Origin of the sequence: Rhodopseudomonas sp. G2_2311, assembly GCF_047501505.1 — a bacterium.
GTDB lineage: Bacteria > Pseudomonadota > Alphaproteobacteria > Rhizobiales > Xanthobacteraceae > Rhodopseudomonas > Rhodopseudomonas palustris_H.
The window spans coordinates 91,036-107,953 of record NZ_JAZDRK010000003.1 but is presented as its reverse complement, the minus strand read 5'-3'; the positions used below and the strand labels follow the sequence as shown (position 1 = coordinate 107,953).

Sequence of the window (16,918 nt, the reverse complement as noted above, 5' to 3'; positions counted from 1 at the left end):
TTGGAACGCTGCACGATCGGCATCGTTGGCGGGTGAACCTGATGGAGACCACACCGATGACTTCTGCCTCCCTGCAAATGACGCCAAGCGAATCCCGTCGGCTCGCCAGGTTTCTCGGATGGGTGTCGCTCGGCCTTGGCGCAGCAGAGGTGCTGGCGCCGCGTCGTCTCGCACGCGCGCTCGGCATGGAAGGCAACGAGCACCTGCTGCAGCTCTATGGCGCACGAGAGATCGCTTCAGGTGTCGCCATCCTCACCACCGAGTCGGCCGCATCGGTTTGGAGCCGGGTCGGCGGCGACGCGCTCGATGTCGGCACGCTCGCGCTGCAGCTCCGCCGCGACAATCCGAAACGCGGCAACGTGGCGCTCGCCCTCGCGGCTGTTGGTGGCATCACCATGCTGGACTGGGCCTGCGCGCAGGCGCTAACCGACGATGCTCGGCCCCGCAACGGCCACGCCTCGGAGGCCGCTTAGCTTGGACGGGCGCCCCGACCACAACGACGGCACCGTCACTGCCCTAGTGTTCGCCGGCGGCCTCAGCTTGGCTGCGTATCACGGCGGCGCATTCGAGGCCTTCGCACAGCCAGCCCAGCCGTTGCACTGGCTCGCGGGCTCCTCAGCCGGCGCAATCACCGCCGCGCTGATCGCGGGCAATCCGCCGCATCGTCGCATTGATGCTTTGCGCGAGTTCTGGAGCCTGACCCGCACTGAACCCATTTGGTCGCCACTACCGCATCTGGAAGGCTGGATCAGCGCGGTGACGGCACATCTGATCGGCGACCCGAACCACTTCCATCCGAGGTTGCCGGCACCGTTCGGCTTCCGCAGTCTTTACGATCTCGGACCGATGCGCCGCCGGCTCGCGCGGTTGATCGATTTCGGCCGCATCAATGGAGGCGACCTGCGGCTCTCGATCGCCGCCACGGACGTCTGCAGCGGAGACCCAGTGATTTTCGACTCCCACCGCGAGCCAATCGCGCTCGATCACCTGCTGGCCAGCTGTGGTTTCTTGCCGGAGTTCGCTCCGGTGACGATCGGCGTTCGGACACTGGTCGACGGCGGGCTGTCGATGAATGCGCCGTTCGATCCGATCCTAACCGAGTCCGGGGGGCCTTTGCGGCTATTCGTGCTGGATCTGTATGCACGCGACGATCAGCCGCCCGCCTCGCTGGAAGCGGCGCTCGAGCGCAAGAACGACCTGCTATTTGGCAATCAAACCTACCTGCGTTTGAAGGACAAGATCCGTATCAGGGCGCTCGAGCGCAGCGCCGCCGGGGCAGCGGCGTTCCAGGACGAGATTACCCTGTTGAGCTATCGCGCAGGCCCGAGCGAGCCGGGGCCGGAGAAGAGCTTCAACTTCTCTCGGCGCGCTTTGGCGCAGCGCTGGCAGATCGGGTTCGACGACATGATGGCGGCCCTTGCGCCTGGCGCCCCAGCGACCGACGGACTCCGCGTGATCCGGCGTTGCACCGCACCTCAGGCAGCGGCGCTGCAGCCGGCCGCGCAACTCCGTTGACGTTGTCGGCGAACGCACCGCTGCTGCCCGACCGCCGCCATCCGATCAACGCCGTGCATCAGTGCAACCTCACCGCTCATGTCGGAAGGCGTGCGCGCCATTGCGGTCAGGCGGGTATCTCCACCCGCACTTTGGTGATTGCCGCCATAAAGCGGCCGGACATCCGCGGGATGCCCGTTTCAATCGCCTCCGTCACGTACGCCTCAGCGCTTGGCGCTGCCCGGCTCCGCCATCTTGCGATGCTGGCTCGCCAGCACGCCGGACGGGATCACGTTGGCCGCCGCGGTCTGTAGCTTATTCTTCCATCCGCTGACGACATCGCCTTCACCACTCATCATCGCGTCGAAGCCGATCCGGGCGACCTCGCCGGCATCGTCCTTGTTGGCAGTACCAACCGCCGTATCCAGCATGTCGGCGCGGCGGAAGAACTCGGTGTCGGTCGCACCGGGCATCAGGCAGGTGACGGTCACCTCGGTGTCTTTCAGCTCGTCACGTAGCGCGAAGGAGAACGAGTTGAGGAACGACTTGGTGGCGTTGTAGATCGCCTGGAAGCTGCCCGGCGTGAAACCGGCGATCGAGCCGGTGATCAGGATCCGCCCCGCGTTCCGCCGGCGCATCTCGTTGCCGATGCGGTGGACCAGCAGCACCGTGCCGGTGACGTTGGTGTCGATCACCTTGCGAGCTTGCTCGATGTCCTGATCGAGAAAGGCGTGTCCGAGCCCGCGGCCGGCATTGGCGATCAATGCATCGACCGGCCGCCCATTGGTCGCCTCCGCCAGCCGGTCGACGCCCTGCTTGGTCGACAGATCCGCCTGCACCGGCTCGACCGAGACGCCGGCAGCGCGCAGCTCGGCGGCAGCCTTTTCGATCTCTGGCTCATCCGCAGCGATCAGCAGATCGAAGCCTGCTTGGGCGCAGCATTTGGCGAGCTCGAAGCCGATGCCGGTGGAAGCTCCGGTGACGACGGCGAAGGGACGTTGTTCGGTCATGACATGCTCCGATGATTTCGCGGTCAACAGGCGCCACCATCGCCCGTTCCTCGCCAGCGGTTCGGAACCAGCACAGCGGACGCCGCTTGTTGCGACGGCAACGTGGAGCACATCATCTTGGCGCGGATCTTGATCGGCACATCGGGATGGCACTATCAGTCGTGGCGCGGGCCATTCTTTCCCGACGGCTTTCCGATCAAGCACCAGCTGCAGTACTACGCCAGCCAGCTCGCCACCACCGAGCTGAACGGAGTATTTTATCGTACCCCGACGCCGGCCGCCGTGCGATCATGGCACGATCAAACCGGCAAGGACTTCGTGTTCGCCTGGAAGGCCTCGAAGTTCATCACGCATTGGAAACGGCTGTCGGAGAAATCCGCCAACAGCCTCGCGCTGATGGAAGAGCGCCTGGCGCTGCTCGGCGATAAGGTCGGCCCGATCCTGTTTCAACTGCCGCCGCAGTACGAAGTCGACACCGGCCGCCTGCGCGATTTCCTGCCGATGCTGTCCGCGCGGCGGCGCTACACCTTCGAATTCCGCCATCCGAGCTGGTACACGCCGGAGGTGGTCAGACTGCTGCGGGATGCCAACATCGCGCTGTGTCTCTCCGATCACCACGACGCGCCGGCGCCGTGGCGCCGCACCGCGGATTTCGTTTACATCCGCGGACACGGTCCGGGCGGCCGTTACAAAGGCCGCTATTCCGCCGCAGCCCTCGAACACTGGGCCAAGCGCGCTGCAGGCTGGAAGCGCGCCGGCTACGACGTGTATGTCTATTTCGACAATGACCAGAAGAGCGCTGCACCGGGCGACGCGCTGCGGCTTCAGGCAATGGTGAAAGCCATTCGGCCCTGAGAGCTCAGCCGAATACGCCCAGCAGCCAGGCCACGATGGCGATCAGCGGAACCACGGCGACGGCAATCATCAGCAGTGGAGCGGGTTCATTGCCAGTGCGTTTGGCTTCACGTTTGTCGTCTTCCATGGTGTCCCTAAGTGCTGACGCGGGCGGTTGTTCCTGTGGCGGAGCGCGTTCAGCAACCTTGAGGAACGGCTCCGACCGCCTCGCGTTCATCGCAGGAGGACCAGCGATGTCGAAGCGACCACTAATGCCGCCGGACAATCGCAGCCCCAAGGGCCCGGGCGCCGCTCCCGCTTCGGCGCCGCACGACGATCACCGCGTCCGCGATGTCGATACCACCCGAGGCCGGCGCGACAACATCGAACAGAACACCCACAACCAAGGCTATCAGCAGGATCGCTGATCGGCGCACGCATTGAGGAATCCGACCATGGCAAACCGCACTCGCCTGACGCATCCGACCGACACGCCGATCAACGGTCGCGAACCGTCGTTCAGTGAGGACGATATCGCTCGGGAAGAACTCGGCTCGACCACCGACGGCAGTCAGCAGGACCGCGATCGCATGACGCCACAGCGTGCGAAGAAGACGCCGCGGAACGACGCCCCCGGCCAGACGGCTTGAGTCGTTTTGTCTCTTCGCACGGCCCGCCTCGCATCGGCCGGTCAATATCGCTCTGTATCCTATGATAAAGACCGCGGGGTCACGTCTCGCTACTCTGCGCTGCCGTGATCATCAGTGAGAGTGAACCGCCGATGCGAACTGGCTTCGCATTCACCAATTTGGCCAACCGTCTCACCAGTCTTGCGGAGCTGTCCGACCAAGACCTCGAGCTGCTTGCTGGCATGCCGGCCACCATTCGGCATCTCAAGCCGCACGAACGCCTCCGCCAAGGTGAACGCTCCGACGATTGTTGCGTCGTGCTGCAAGGCTATCTGTGCTGGCGCGAAGGCGACCGCGGAGATGCGTTGATCACGTCGATCCACGTGCCCGGCGACGTGCCGGATTTACACACGATCCTGGCACCGAGCCGGCAGGCGACGCTGAACGCACTCGGCCCCGCCGTGGTGGCGTTGGTGCCGCATGCCTTCTTCCGGTCGATCGCGGCGCAGAGTCGTCAAATGTCGCATGCGCTGGCGATGCTGGCGCTGGCGGACGTCTCAGCGTTGCGAAACTGGGTGGTCAATCTCGGCGCTCGCGACTCGCTCACCCGCGTCACGCATTTGCTGTGCGAGATCGCCACGCGGCTGCAGGCGGTCGGCCAGGCGCGCGACTACTGCTTCCCTTCGCCGTTCACCCAGTCGGATCTCGCCGCGGCGTGCGGCATCTCGGCGGTTCACGCCAACCGCATCATTCAGGATCTGCGCCACAGCGCGTGGTTGCACTGGCGATCGAAGACGATCACCATCACCAATTGGGATGCACTGGTGCAAGTCTCAGGGTTCACCCCGGACTATCTGCATCTGCGCCGCGTCCCGCACATCGAACGGTCCTGCGAAACCATCCCCCCTCGCATCGCCGATCGCGGCGATCGAATCGCGACTCTTTAGCGCGTTTCATCGATGGCTGCCGTATGCCGTCGGTCGTGTTTGCGGCCCAAGCTCTGATACGTGCGGCGGGCAATCAAGCCAGTGTCCCTACCGCCTGCTGTGTCCTACGACTGCGGCGATTGCTCGGTACGAGGATGGCGCTCGTGCAGCAGCTTGGCGAGCTCATTCCGCTGCTCCGGCGCATTTCGCATCGCGATTTCGAAAATCGCTTCCTGCAGATCGCGCGGCAGATCGCCCCACACTTCCAGCACCGCGCTGCCGAGCTGATCGCGGAATTGCGCCCCGACGTTCTGTTGCTCCCGCTGCTCCTGCTGGGCGAGCTGCCGGTCGATTGTCTCGCGCGATCCTTCGGCCGGCTGTTTGTCGAACGGGCTCTTGATGGTGTCTTCCACCGCAGTCCTCCCTGGTGATGATCACCACCAATCAATGCCTGCATCCAACGTTCCAGATCAGCGGACGATCAGCAGGTGTTCAATTAGGAACGATGGTCATGACGATCGGTTGGCCGACCAGCTGACGACGAGCCTCGATGCAGCTCGCGCCGGACTTCCCAGAGCTCGAAAGGACAACTCGATGTACTACCATGACAAGCGGCTGCAATATCCTGTCCGTGTCGAGAAGCCAGATCCTCTTTTCGCCCGGCAGCTTCAGCAGGCGATTGGCGGCATCGAAGGCGAGATCCGGGTTTGCTTGCAATACTTCTTCCAAGCCTGGGGCGCACGCGCGCCGAACAACAAGTATCGCGACCTGCTGCTCAATACCGCGACCGAGGAGATGGGGCACGTCGAGATGCTGGCGACCGCGGTCGCGCTGAACCTCGAAGATGCGCCACTGAGCGCACAGGAAGAAGGTGTCGCCGACAAGGTGGTCGGCGCGGTGATGGGCGGCGAGAGCACGCGTCAAGTGCTCGAAGGCATGATGCAGCGCCATCTGCTCTCGACCGGCCTTGCAGCCTTCCCGGCGAATTCCGACGGCGTGCCGTTCGACTGCTCGCACATCTACGCCAGCGGCAATATCGCCGCCGACATGTATTGCAACGTCGCCGCCGAAGCCACCGGGCGGACGCTGGCGGTGCGGCTGTTCAACTCTACGTCCGACCCCGGCATGCGGGATATGCTGCACTTCATGATCGCGCGCGACACCATGCATCAGCAGCAGTGGCTTGCAGTCATCGAAGAGCTCGGCGGCGCCGCGACGCTGCCGATCCCGAATAGCTTCGATCAACGTCAGGAGCACCAGCGCTTCAGCTACTTCATGATGGGCACCTCGCGCGATGGCACGCCGCCGCCGGAGGGACGGTTCTCAACCGGCCCGTCGATGGACGGCCGCGGCGAGTTCTACGCCGGTCATTTCGAACCGCTGGGAGAAGAACCAGTGCTCGGCCCTGCCCGTCCCCTCTCCGGCGCTCAGAGCGAACAGATCGACTCCAAGGCGATTGCCGCCGAATGACCATGACCCGGTGAGCGCGGTGCACCCGCTCACCGGGTCGTCCTCGTGAGTTCGATTGGATAGATCACATGAACGAGCGAAGGAAGCGATCCGGCAACCGCGACCTCGGTGGCAACCAGCGCATGATGCTGGTCGCAGCCGTCGTCGCCGCAGTGCTGTTTCTCGGTGTGCTCGGCTGGTCGTTTCTCGATAATCCGCACGGCCGCGCGCCCGGCAGTGCGGGCGGCTCGACGGGCGGAGACGTCACCACGCTTCCCAGTAAGCAGGCACAGCGCTCCGGGGAAAGCACGGTCGGCAAGAACGACCCGGGCGGCCAGCCCGGCCCGGCGGGCGAGCGCCAGCACGCGATCAAAAGTTCTGCCCAGCCGCTATCACTGTCGGACGATCAGCGCCGCCAAGTCAGCAGCTTCATCGCCGGCCAGTCGGATCTGCAGCGCGCCGACAAGGCAAGGTTTGAATTGATGATCGGCGTCCTTGTCCCAGACCAGATCGCGCTGAGCGATCTGCCGCCGGAAGTCACAGAGATCATGAACGGCTATTGGGGCGACCAGTGTCTCGTCGTAGCTGATCGGCTGGTGATCGTCGACCGGCACACCCGCCGCATCGTAGCGCTGGTGCCGCTGGCTGCTTGATGGCCGGCAGCGCTTTACCAAACCGCTGCATGCTCCGTCAGTCGGTGCCGGGGGCCTCTTCGGGCGGACGCCGCAACACACGACGCCCTGCCGCTTCAAAGTCGCCGAGGGTGCGGCGGCCCTCGCGTGCGCAGGTCAGGATCGCCTCCGCCACCCGCGCCCGGACGGCGTGATCCTCGCCATCGGGTAACGTCCCGCAAATCCGCTCGAGAGCGACCGTCATGTTGGCCACGGTGCGGCTATCGAAGTCGTCCTCGATCATCACTGTCTCGGCCAGGTGCCGCTCGCGGCTGGTGGATCGGATGCGGAGGAAGTCCACAGGATTGATCCGAAGGATAGTATCGCTCCCCGACCACCGTCTCTAACCTAGGTAAAACTGGCCGATCGCCAGACCGGCGAAATGGCACGATCGTGGGGAGCCAGACCCGCGAGGGAACCAATTCACCGACGACGTGTTGCGTTGCAGTCGCCCCGTGGTCTGAGCCTACCGATAAAATCGGTACGATACCGCGCGATCACACATTTCACGGGCGCAATGCACCTGTGTCCGCTTTTCGCGAGTGTAGAATTGATTGATCCGGGTATCAGGGCGTGATCAAGGTTGCTCGACGGAGCCATTCGTAAAGGCCTGCCGATGGTTCACCCGTTTCTTCGGAAGCTCCGACATGGAGCGCGACTGACCAAAGAGCACGAGGAGACGCTTCTCCGCCTCACTCAGTCGACCCGCACCATCGGCGCCCGCGAGGACGTCGTGCCGCTCGGCGGACAGCCACGCTACCTGCCGCTGGTGGTCGACGGCTGGGCATGCCGCTACACCACCTTGGAGAACGGCCGCCGCCAGATCATCTCGCTGTTCCTCCCCGGCGACCTTTGTGAGCCGTTCGGCGTGCTTCCCCGTTTCATGGACCACGCCATCGGCGCACTGACGCCTTGCGTGATCGCACAGGTCCGCACGGATGCGATCCGCAGCGTGGCGCAGCTCAGCCCCCGGATCGAAGAAGCGCTATGGTGGGACCTGCTGGTCGCCTCCGCGATCGAGCGCGAACACTTGGTCAGCCTCGGGCGCCGCAGCGCGACCGAACGGCTCGGTCACCTGTTCTGCGAGCTGCATCTACGGCTGGGGATGATCGGCCTCGTAGATGGCGACGAGCTCTCCTATGACATGCCGATCACCCAGGCGGACCTCGGCGATCTGCTCGGCTTGTCGATGGTGCATATCAACCGCTCGCTGCAGGAGCTGAGAAAGACCGGCATGATTTCACTGCGGGGTCGCCGCTTGACGATTCACAACCTCGAAGGCCTGCGCGAATTGGCGTTCTTCGACGATGGTTATCTGCACCGGTTCGGCCCGCTCTCGCTGCTGAACGCCGACGGCTCAGACGTCAACCAGACTTCGCTGTGAGCGTGCGCATGCCGATGGACGACACCAACAACCGGATCGCCGAACTCGAAGCGGACAACCGCCGTCTGCGCCGGCTACTCGACCAACGTGATGCTCCGGGCGAGCTGCGGCACCGCCTCCGCAGCACCATGGCCATGCTGCGCACGATCATCCGAAAATCGGCGGGCGCCCGGCGCGATCTCGATTCCTACGTCGGTCATCTCGAGGACCGCCTCGACGCCTTGATGCGCGCCCAGGCAGCAGCGGACGAACAGGGAGCGATCGACTTCCACAAACTGCTGGCCGACGAATTGCTGCACTATCAGGTCCGCGACGGCGAGCGCGCCACCCTCGCCGGACCAGACCTGCATCTGCAGGCCCGCGCCGGCCAGGTGCTCGCACTCGCCGTGCACGAACTGGCGGTGAATGCCGTCGAGCACGGCGCCCTCGGCGGTAACGGCAGCATCGCGATTTCCTGGAGGATCGATGGCGACGGCCCAGCTCCATTGCTGACCTTCGTCTGGAAAGAAACTGATACCACGGCTGTTGCCGAGCCATCCCACAACGGCTTCGGCACAGAGGTGCTGACCCGCACACTCGAATATGAACTCAAGGCTAATACCGCCCTCGCATTCGAGCCTGACGGGTTTCGCTGCACCATCCAGTTTCCCTTGTCGGAACGGGTCGGTCGAGGCGGCGCTGGCTGAGAATTGTCAAGTAGTCTTGACAATTCCCGCCCGGTTGGCGCCGTTGTGCGCCCTCTTTTGCCGTTCAATTAGCATAGGTGAATGCATCCAGGATGCTCCGCTCCTAGCCTGATCCCAACGACGAAAGGGATCTGCGTGAAGAAGCGTCGCAACCGAACCAAGCAGCATCTGTCGCTCGAGCAACGGCTGTCGGTGTTTTCCGACCGCTGGAAGCAGGAAGCCGAAGAGAGCGGCGATCGCGAAGCTCACGAGAACTGGGAACGCCGGGCACGGTCGATGGAAGCCGCGCTTGGAATCATCGCTTGGCTTGAATCTCGCGAGGCGCGCCGCTGACCGCACGGTGAATCGGCCCAGGAACGCCTTCTCCCTCCCGGGGTTGAAGGCGCCGATTCTCACCGGAGTCCGGCGATGGACGATCACCAACAATGGCGAAAGCGGCAGCAGCTCCTGGCCGACTTCGGTGAGTTTGCGCTTCGCAATGAAAATCTCACCGACATTCTGACCGAGGCTTGCCGCCTCGTCGGCGACGCCCTCGGCACTCATCGGGCGAAAGTTCTGGAAATCGAAAAACGTACCCAGAGCCTGTTCGTGCGCGCCGGCGTCGGCTGGGACGCTGGCATCGTTGGCAACCTTCGCCTGCCGATGCGCGAACTCACGTCCGAGACGTTCTCGATCGAGGCCGGCGTGCCCGTCACAAGCCGCGATGTCCGGATCGAGGCGAGGTTCGAGCTGCCGGCCTTCCTGAAGGCCGCGGGCGTCGTCGCGCTCGCCAATGTGCCGATCTTTCTGCCGGGCGGCCGCCCTTACGGCCTGCTCCAGGTCGACAGCAGCAACCCGCGCGACTTTTCACAGGATGACGTGGAGTTCCTTCGCACTTACTCCACCATCCTCGGCCCGGTGATCGATCGTCTCAACAAGATGCGCGCGCTGCGTGAAGCCGAAGAACGGTTCCGGGTGATCGTCGAAGCCGCCCACGATTATGCGATCTTCACCACCGATGCGGTCGATCGGATCATCGACTGGCTACCTGGTGCAGAGGCGGTGTTCGGATGGACGGCCGAAGAGGCCAAGGGCCGATCGGCCAACATGTTGTTCACGCCGGAGGACCGGGCCCGCGGCGAGGATGTCAAGGAGATCGAGACCGCCCGGCGTGAAGGCGCGGCGCCGAACGTCCGCTGGCACGTCCACAAGGAGGGCTCACGTGTGTTCATCGAGGGCAGCGTCACCAGCGTTCAGGGGCCGGACGGACAAGTTCACGGCTTCCTCAAGATCGGCCAGGACGTCACCGAACGACGCCGCAATGAAGAACGAATCCGCGAGAGCGAGACACGGTTGCGCGCCGTGATCGAAGGCATTCCGCAACTGGTCTGGCAGGCAGCGCTGGATGGCAGCTGGATCTGGTCGAGCCCGCAATGGAGCGACTTCACCGGCCTGCCAACCGAGCAGAGTTTGGGCTTCGGCTGGCAGGAGGCCGTGCATCCGGATGATCGTCCCCTGGCGCTGAAGGCGTGGTCGGAGGCCCACGACGCCGGCGCGTTCAAGACCGAGTACCGGATTCGGCATGGCCACACCGACAACTATCGCTGGTTCGCGATCAGGGCTGCGCCGGTGCGAGACAGCGCCGGCGAAATCCTGAGCTGGCTCGGAACGTCCACCGACATCGACACCCTGCGCCGGATGCAGCAGCGGCAGGAAGTGATGGTGACCGAGCTTCAGCACCGCACCCGAAATCTGATCGCCGTGGTGCAGTCGATCGCTGGGCAGACAATGTCGACCAGCCGGACGATGGAACAGTTTCGATCGCAGTTCAACGACCGGCTAGCGGCGCTCGCCCGCGTCCAGGGGCTGCTGTCACGCTCTGCCCAGGAACCAATTACCATCGCTACACTTGTGCGGGTGGCGCTGGATGCCTTGGGTGCGATCGACAAAACCCGCGTCACGATCAGCGGGCCCAATGTGCCGCTGCGGAATTCGAGCGTTCAGACCCTGGCACTGGCGCTGCACGAACTGGCGACTAATGCTCGCAAATACGGGGCTCTGGCGATCCTGACCGGACGACTGGACGTCATCTGGCAGGTTCGCATGCTACAATCTGACCGCCAGCTCGAACTCGTCTGGATCGAACACGGCCGCAGCCCGGAACAACCCGATACCCAGGGCGAGCAGACCGGCGGTTATGGACGCAGACTGATCGAACGCGCACTGCCCTACGCGCTGAGCGCGACCACAACATTCGAGTTGAGGGACACCGGCGTGCGATGCACGATCAGCCTTCCTCTCGATACGACCGAAGCGGAGCAGGCGCCATGAGCAGTCCATCCTCAGCCCTGTCCGGCCGGCGTATTCTCCTGGTCGAGGACGAGTACTTCATTGCCGACGACATGGTGCGCAAATTCGAGGAAAGCGGCGCCGAAGTGGTGGGCCCGTTTTCGCGGGTCGAGGACGCGATGGCTGCTCTGTCGTCGAACCCGCATCTCGACGGCGCGGTGCTCGACATCAATCTGCAAGGCAGGATGGTCTTCCCGCTCGCCGACGAACTCACCGCGCGCGGCGTGCGGTTCGTGTTCGCGACCGGCTATGACCACCACACCATTCCGCCGCGGTTCGATCACATCGTCCGATGCGAGAAGCCGGCCGATCCTGAAACGGTGATCAGCGCGCTGTTCGACAGCTAACCGATCGGCTCCGCCAAGGAACAGCCACGCTCCCCCGCGGTTAGCGCTGCAACACGAGGAGCAGCCGATGACGCAGACTTATCCGGAGCCGCCCTACCCGAGCCAGCGCCAATCAATGCCGGGCTCGACCGACAAGATGACGCCGCGTCCCGATCATGGCGAACACAGTTACAAGGGCTCAGGCAAGCTGACCGGAAAGGTCGCGATCATCACCGGCGGCGACAGCGGCATCGGACGTGCGGTCGCGATCGCCTACGCCCGCGAGGGTGCCGACCTGCTCATCGCGTATCTGAACGAGGACGAAGACGCCCAGCAGGTCAAGACGCTGGTCGAGGCCGAGGGCCGCAAGGCGGTGCTCGTGGCCGGCGATATCAGCCAGCCGGATCATTGCCGCAAACTGGTCGACCGCGCCGTCAAGGAACTCGGCGGCATCGACATCCTGGTCAACAATGCCGCGCATCAGGCCACCTTCAACGATATCGGCGACATCAGCGACGAGGAGTGGCAGACCACGTTTGCGGTCAACATCCACGCGATGTTCTATCTGACCAAGGCCGCGGTGCCGCACATGAAGCCGGGCAGCGCGATCATCAACACCGCGTCGGTCAATTCCGATATGCCGAACCCGATCCTGCTCGCCTACGCAACGACCAAGGGCGCGATCCAGAACTTCACCGGCGGCCTGGCGCAGATGCTCGCCGACAAAGGCATCCGCGCCAATGCGGTCGCCCCCGGCCCGATCTGGACGCCGCTCATTCCATCGACGATGCCCGAGGACTCGGTGAAGAACTTCGGCAAGCAGGTCCCGCTCGGCCGCGCCGGCCAGCCCGCCGAACTCGCCACCGCCTATGTGATGCTGGCCGATCCGCTGTCCAGCTACACATCCGGAACGACAGTAGCGGTGACTGGCGGCAAGCCTTTCATCTAAGACAGCACCCCTGCGGTTCGGCCTCAGCGCCCTCCGCGCCAACCTGAGGCATCCCAAGGGCTTTCGTCATTGCATACTAAGCGATGCCGACCCCCGCCTCGACAGAGCCCGACGTTCCTAATAAGCATGCACAGCGCGGCGCTTCGCCTTAGGAACGCGCCTCTCTCCGCACTGTTGGATCACCAACAGCAACGGAGAACACCATGCGCATCATCAACGCCCTGACGCTTCTGCTGATCATCATCGGCGGTTTGAACTGGGGCCTCGTCGGCCTGTTCGATTTCGATCTCGTCACCGCCATTCTCGGTAACGGCACGAACGAGACAGCGACCTCGTCAGCCGCCGCGCGGATCGTGTACATCCTGGTGGCGCTGTCGGCGCTGTACCAGATCGTGTCGCTGTCCCGCCTGCTGTCGTCGCGCGGCGCGAGCTACGGCACCAGCACCTACTGACGGACGACTGCCATGGCGCGCGCAGATCGGTTTCGCCGGATCGTCGGCAACGACCCGAACGGGGCGATCTACTTCTTGCCATGGCGAACCAGCTTCAAGACCGCGCTCGACTTCGGTCTGGTCGGACTGCGGCAATGGCGGCTCTGCTACGAGCTGCCTGCCGCAGTCGCGACTGCTGACCCAGAGGCCTGCGCGCGGGCCAATCGCGCGGTGATCGAGGATGCCGCCGACCAGATCGAGCGTCGACGCCCGCCGGTGCTGGTCGGCCTCAGCATGGGATCGGTGCCCGCGACGCTGCTGGCCGGCCGCTATCGCACGCCACTATGGAGCTTCGCTTCGGCCGATCGCGGCGACCTGATGATTTGGCAAAGTCCCGCGGCGCGACCGGTGCGCCGCGAGGCCGAAGCGGCCGGCGTCACGCTCGGTGATTTTACCCGCGCACTACGTGGCCTCCACCCGATCGAATGGCTCGATCGGATCGATCCGGCCAGCCGGTTCTCGGTCGGCAGCTTCGATCGCTACGTTCCCCGGGCCCGCAGGCGGGCCCTGGTCAAGCGTGCCGCGGCGACGGTGCCGATCGACAACGTAGTGTTCGAGCCGCTCGGCCATTTTGGCGTGATGGCACTCAGCCGGTGGCGGCAGAACCAATGGCTCCGTCAGGCGTAGGTTTGTTGCGGGCGGGGAACGCCCAGCAACAGCGGAGACGATGATCATGGATCCGACACCCTCTGCCGAACCGCGCCGTCCCCCGCCCCGAAAGACCTCGATCGGCGTATGGGCAACGGTGGCGGCGCTGCTCGTGCTGCTCGGCCTGGCGGTGTTCTTCGCCTATGAGGGGCTCGTGGTCGGCGACGTCGAGGTGCCGGCGCAAGGCTACATCGCTATGACGATCGGCATCGCGTTCTCGCTGGTGATCGGCATCGGTCTGATGGTGCTGGTGTTTTACAGCAGCCGCCGAGGCTACGACGAGCAGGTCACGATCCTCGGCCGGCGCCCGAACGACGACGATCTCCCGCCGTCCTCAGACAGCCGGCCGCAATAGAGCGTCGCAGCGCTACGCCGCGCCCTGCTCGGCCATCGCCAATTCCTCGCGGAGCAGCGGCAAGGTGAAGCTGAACACCATGCCGCCCGCGGGATTAGTCTCCGCCCAGATCTTGCCGCCATGTGCTTCGACGATCTCGCGGCACACCGACAAGCCGATCCCCATGCCGCCCGGCTTGGTCGTCGAGAACGGACTGAACAGCCGCTCGCGCACATCCGGCGCGATGCCAGCGCCGGTGTCGCTCACGCTAAATTCGAGATGGCCACCTTGCTGCTGTAGGCCCAGCGTCAATTGTTTGGTCGACGCGCCCGCCATCGCTTCAATGGCGTTGCGGACCAGATTGAGCACCACCTGCTGGATCTGGATCTTGTCGACCAGCACCTCACCAGAGTCAGCGAAAGCGGTTCGGACTGTGATGCCATCGTGCTCCGCCGCGATGGTGGCGAGCAGCGCGGCGTCCTGCAGCACGGAGCGCGCGTCCTCAATCGTCCGTTCGGAATCACCTACGCCAACGAACTCGCGTAGGCGCCGGATGATCTCACCAGCACGCAGCGCCTGACCGTTCGCCTTCTCGACCGCATCCTTGAGCTTACGCATCAGCAGGCTCGGCTCGGTGTCCTGATCGATCATCCGCCGCGCGCCGGCCATGTAGTTGGCCACCGCCGCGAGCGGCTGGTTGACCTCGTGCGCCAAAGCTGCAGCCATCCGGCCGATCTCCGACAGCCGGGCGGCGTGCAGCAGCCGCACCTCGCCTTCCCGGACCGCCTCCTCCATGCGCTTACGCTCGGTGATGTCGATGACGATCCCGACGTAGCGTTCGACCTCACCGTCCGGCCCCCGCAGCGGCCGGCCGCGCGACAGCAGCCAGCGCGGCTCAGCGTCCGCGCCAGATTCCACGCGCCACTGCACCTCGAATTCGCGACCGGCGGCGACCGCCTGCTCGACGGCTTCGACCGCCCGCGTGCGATCGGCGGGGTCGATCACCGAGATCCAGGTGTCGAACGACGGACGGCGGGCCTTCGGCCGCAGCCCGTACAGCCTGAACAGCGGATCGGTCCAGATCTGACGGTTGTCCTCCATGCGCCATTCCCAAATCCCCGCATGGGCGGCGTCCTGAGCGACGCTGATCCGCTCCTCGCTGTCGTGCAATGCGCGCTGATGCGCGATCACCAGCCGCGCCGCCTCGTCGAAGGCGCGGAAGGCACGGTCGAACTCAGGGATGCCGGATCGGCGCATCGTGATCCGCTCGGCGCATTCGAGCGCGGTCGCGCTGGCGGCCAGCGAGCGGATCGGCGACGTCACGCTGCGGGCGATCCAGGCCGCCAATCCGCAGGAGATCACGATCACGATCAAGCCCGCGGCGAGCGCGAGCTGAAACGTCTGCAGGATCGGCGCTTCGAAGATCTCCTTGGGCTGCCCCACCGCGATGGTCCAGCCGGTGAGCTGCGAGCGGAATGCCGACGAGACTTTCAGCACGCCCTCGGGCGTCGAGAATTCCTGCAGCCCCTCGCGCCCCAACAGGCCGCGCCAGCTCGGTGAAATCGCCCGCCCGGCCCATTCGCCCGGCAACGAGCGTGCCACCAGATGGCCGTTGCGATCTGCGATCGCGGCTTCCCAACCTTCCGGCAGATGCTGGGCATCGAGCAGCGCGCGGATCTGCCGGGGCTCGATCTCGATGATGAGTTGACGAACGACCATCCCATCGCGCAGCACCGGCATGGTGATCCCGATCACCGTCTCGCCGTCGAGCGTACGAGCCAGATACCCGATCTGCGGCGTCGCCGTCGCCACCGCGCGCTGCCCAGCCGCAAGAACATCGGCATCGGCCAATGGCTGCGGATCGCTGCCCGCCGTCGTGCTGTCGAGCAGGACACGGCCGTTGCGATCGGCGACCTGGATCTTGGCGAACGGCAACGCCGCCAGCGTACGGGCCGCCTCACTGCGAAAACCGGATAGATCATCCGCCAGTAGCCCCGGCGAGGCCGTCAGCGTTTCCGCCGCATAGACGTAGCGGCTGATCTCCTTATCGACGCTTTCCAGCAGCAGCCGACCCGAGTACAGCAGCGCCTCGTTCTTAACCTGCCGCTTGCTGTCGGTGAGCTGGGCCACGATCACCAGCGCCAGGATCAGCATCGGCACCGCCGCGACCAGCGCGATCAGCACCAGCCGGCCGTGGATGCCGATCAAGCGGCCGAAGCCGCGGGGCGCGGCGGGCGATGCGGTCATGTCGCTTCCGCTCCTTGCGAGGCGCGGACATAGGCATCGTAGAGGCGAGCTTCGGTGGCGTCGTCCATGGTCTGATCGAGCAGCGGCAGCAGCGCCATCTCTTCCTTCTGGACATGCACCACCATGCGCTGCACCAGCTCGGCGCCGAAGCGGCTGAACTCGCGCCAGCTCTCGGCGTCGAAGCCGCCAGTCTGAGCGGCCCGCGCCCGTGCGATCAGCTTCTCGCCGAGCGGCCGCATAAAGCTGTGCTCCTCGGTCAGGTGATCGCCGATCAGCTGGTCGCCGACCGAGTCGAACATCGTGAACAGCTGGGTTTCTTCGAAGTCGAAATGGCGCAGCGTGTCGGCTTCGATCGCGGCAGCGAGATCGGCGAGCAGCCGCGCGCCCGCGGAATCGGCGATGCTGATCGGCTGCCGACGCGAAATCGCCGCCTCCAGTCGCTCCATCAGCGCGATGGTGGCGCGATGTTCGTCGTGCAGGGTCTGGCTGATGCGATTGGCGAACATGGCGGG

At 64.8% G+C, this 16,918-nt stretch carries 23 protein-coding genes; 17 read left to right on the top strand and 6 right to left on the bottom strand.

Features of this window, described 5'->3' with window-relative positions:
* The first annotated feature begins 56 nt into the window (after positions 1–56).
* Positions 57–473, top strand: coding sequence for a hypothetical protein (locus VRZ08_RS05920; RefSeq protein WP_414531937.1), 417 nt, complete (start codon positions 57–59; stop codon positions 471–473).
* Positions 433–1,515, top strand: coding sequence for a patatin-like phospholipase family protein (locus tag VRZ08_RS05915; RefSeq protein WP_414531936.1), 1,083 nt, complete (start codon positions 433–435; stop codon positions 1,513–1,515). The genes VRZ08_RS05920 and VRZ08_RS05915 overlap by 41 nt, the downstream gene beginning before the upstream one ends.
* Positions 1,516–1,718: 203 nt before the next feature.
* Here VRZ08_RS05915 and VRZ08_RS05910 read toward each other — a convergent pair whose 3' ends face one another.
* Entirely contained in the window at positions 1,719–2,504 is a 786-nt protein-coding gene (locus VRZ08_RS05910) for an SDR family NAD(P)-dependent oxidoreductase (RefSeq protein ID WP_414531935.1), read from the bottom strand.
* A 117-nt stretch (positions 2,505–2,621) separates the two neighbouring features.
* Between VRZ08_RS05910 and VRZ08_RS05905 the strand changes: the two genes are divergently transcribed.
* Positions 2,622–3,359: a DUF72 domain-containing protein gene (locus tag VRZ08_RS05905; protein ID WP_414531934.1), complete on the top strand. Its 738-nt coding sequence runs from the start codon at positions 2,622–2,624 to the stop codon at positions 3,357–3,359.
* 4 nt (positions 3,360–3,363) lie between these two features.
* On the opposite strand, the gene VRZ08_RS05900 is transcribed toward VRZ08_RS05905, so the two are convergent.
* Positions 3,364–3,486 (bottom strand): hypothetical protein, encoded by a 123-nt coding sequence (locus tag VRZ08_RS05900; protein WP_414531933.1) that lies wholly within the window; start codon positions 3,484–3,486, stop codon positions 3,364–3,366.
* A 106-nt stretch (positions 3,487–3,592) separates the two neighbouring features.
* On the opposite strand from VRZ08_RS05900, the gene VRZ08_RS05895 reads away from it, so the two are divergent.
* From VRZ08_RS05895 to VRZ08_RS05885, 3 genes are all read left to right on the top strand, one after another.
* Positions 3,593–3,766: a hypothetical protein gene (locus VRZ08_RS05895; protein ID WP_414531932.1), complete on the top strand. Its 174-nt coding sequence runs from the start codon at positions 3,593–3,595 to the stop codon at positions 3,764–3,766.
* 27 nt (positions 3,767–3,793) lie between these two features.
* Positions 3,794–3,988 carry a hypothetical protein gene (locus tag VRZ08_RS05890; RefSeq protein WP_414531931.1) on the top strand — a complete coding sequence of 65 codons (195 nt, stop codon included), beginning with the start codon at positions 3,794–3,796 and terminating at the stop codon, positions 3,986–3,988.
* 131 nt (positions 3,989–4,119) lie between these two features.
* Complete coding sequence (locus tag VRZ08_RS05885; protein WP_414531930.1) at positions 4,120–4,914, top strand: Crp/Fnr family transcriptional regulator; 795 nt, start codon at positions 4,120–4,122, stop codon at positions 4,912–4,914.
* Between the two features lie 104 nt (positions 4,915–5,018).
* Here the strand turns inward: VRZ08_RS05885 and VRZ08_RS05880 are convergent, their stop codons facing one another.
* A complete protein-coding gene (locus VRZ08_RS05880; RefSeq protein ID WP_414531929.1) occupies positions 5,019–5,306 on the bottom strand; it encodes a hypothetical protein in 288 nt (95 codons plus the stop codon).
* 181 nt (positions 5,307–5,487) lie between these two features.
* On the opposite strand from VRZ08_RS05880, the gene VRZ08_RS05875 reads away from it, so the two are divergent.
* Together VRZ08_RS05875 and VRZ08_RS05870 are read left to right on the top strand one after the other, a co-directional pair.
* Positions 5,488–6,363 carry a manganese catalase family protein gene (locus VRZ08_RS05875; protein WP_414531928.1) on the top strand — a complete coding sequence of 292 codons (876 nt, stop codon included), beginning with the start codon at positions 5,488–5,490 and terminating at the stop codon, positions 6,361–6,363.
* A 68-nt stretch (positions 6,364–6,431) separates the two neighbouring features.
* On the top strand, positions 6,432–6,995 hold the full coding sequence (locus tag VRZ08_RS05870; protein ID WP_414531927.1) for a DUF1236 domain-containing protein: 564 nt from the start codon (positions 6,432–6,434) through the stop codon (positions 6,993–6,995).
* Between the two features lie 37 nt (positions 6,996–7,032).
* Here VRZ08_RS05870 and VRZ08_RS05865 read toward each other — a convergent pair whose 3' ends face one another.
* Positions 7,033–7,314, bottom strand: a complete 282-nt coding sequence (locus tag VRZ08_RS05865; RefSeq protein WP_414531926.1) for a hypothetical protein — start codon at positions 7,312–7,314, stop codon at positions 7,033–7,035.
* A gap of 315 nt (positions 7,315–7,629) precedes the next feature.
* Between VRZ08_RS05865 and VRZ08_RS05860 the strand changes: the two genes are divergently transcribed.
* The 9 genes from VRZ08_RS05860 to VRZ08_RS05820 all read left to right on the top strand — a co-directional run bounded on the left by VRZ08_RS05860 (position 7,630) and on the right by VRZ08_RS05820 (position 14,180).
* Complete coding sequence (locus tag VRZ08_RS05860; RefSeq protein ID WP_346297220.1) at positions 7,630–8,397, top strand: Crp/Fnr family transcriptional regulator; 768 nt, start codon at positions 7,630–7,632, stop codon at positions 8,395–8,397.
* Between the two features lie 8 nt (positions 8,398–8,405).
* A complete protein-coding gene (locus tag VRZ08_RS05855; protein WP_414531925.1) occupies positions 8,406–9,083 on the top strand; it encodes an HWE histidine kinase domain-containing protein in 678 nt (225 codons plus the stop codon).
* A 135-nt stretch (positions 9,084–9,218) separates the two neighbouring features.
* Positions 9,219–9,416 (top strand): hypothetical protein, encoded by a 198-nt coding sequence (locus VRZ08_RS05850; RefSeq protein WP_107355237.1) that lies wholly within the window; start codon positions 9,219–9,221, stop codon positions 9,414–9,416.
* Between the two features lie 75 nt (positions 9,417–9,491).
* A complete protein-coding gene (locus tag VRZ08_RS05845; RefSeq protein ID WP_414531924.1) occupies positions 9,492–11,393 on the top strand; it encodes a PAS domain S-box protein in 1,902 nt (633 codons plus the stop codon).
* Positions 11,390–11,758: a response regulator gene (locus tag VRZ08_RS05840; RefSeq protein ID WP_414531923.1), complete on the top strand. Its 369-nt coding sequence runs from the start codon at positions 11,390–11,392 to the stop codon at positions 11,756–11,758. The genes VRZ08_RS05845 and VRZ08_RS05840 overlap by 4 nt, the downstream gene beginning before the upstream one ends.
* Positions 11,759–11,825: 67 nt before the next feature.
* Entirely contained in the window at positions 11,826–12,686 is an 861-nt protein-coding gene (locus tag VRZ08_RS05835) for an SDR family oxidoreductase (RefSeq protein WP_414531922.1), read from the top strand.
* 203 nt (positions 12,687–12,889) lie between these two features.
* A complete protein-coding gene (locus VRZ08_RS05830) occupies positions 12,890–13,138 on the top strand; it encodes a DUF378 domain-containing protein (RefSeq protein WP_414531921.1) in 249 nt (82 codons plus the stop codon).
* 12 nt (positions 13,139–13,150) lie between these two features.
* Positions 13,151–13,804: an alpha/beta fold hydrolase gene (locus VRZ08_RS05825; RefSeq protein ID WP_414531920.1), complete on the top strand. Its 654-nt coding sequence runs from the start codon at positions 13,151–13,153 to the stop codon at positions 13,802–13,804.
* 46 nt (positions 13,805–13,850) lie between these two features.
* Positions 13,851–14,180, top strand: a complete 330-nt coding sequence (locus VRZ08_RS05820; RefSeq protein ID WP_414531919.1) for a hypothetical protein — start codon at positions 13,851–13,853, stop codon at positions 14,178–14,180.
* Between the two features lie 12 nt (positions 14,181–14,192).
* Here the strand turns inward: VRZ08_RS05820 and VRZ08_RS05815 are convergent, their stop codons facing one another.
* Positions 14,193–16,406 (bottom strand): sensor histidine kinase, encoded by a 2,214-nt coding sequence (locus tag VRZ08_RS05815; RefSeq protein WP_414531918.1) that lies wholly within the window; start codon positions 16,404–16,406, stop codon positions 14,193–14,195.
* Positions 16,403–16,912 carry a hemerythrin domain-containing protein gene (locus tag VRZ08_RS05810; RefSeq protein ID WP_414531917.1) on the bottom strand — a complete coding sequence of 170 codons (510 nt, stop codon included), beginning with the start codon at positions 16,910–16,912 and terminating at the stop codon, positions 16,403–16,405. Before VRZ08_RS05810 ends, VRZ08_RS05815 begins: the two co-directional genes overlap by 4 nt.
* Positions 16,913–16,918: the final 6 nt, after the last annotated feature.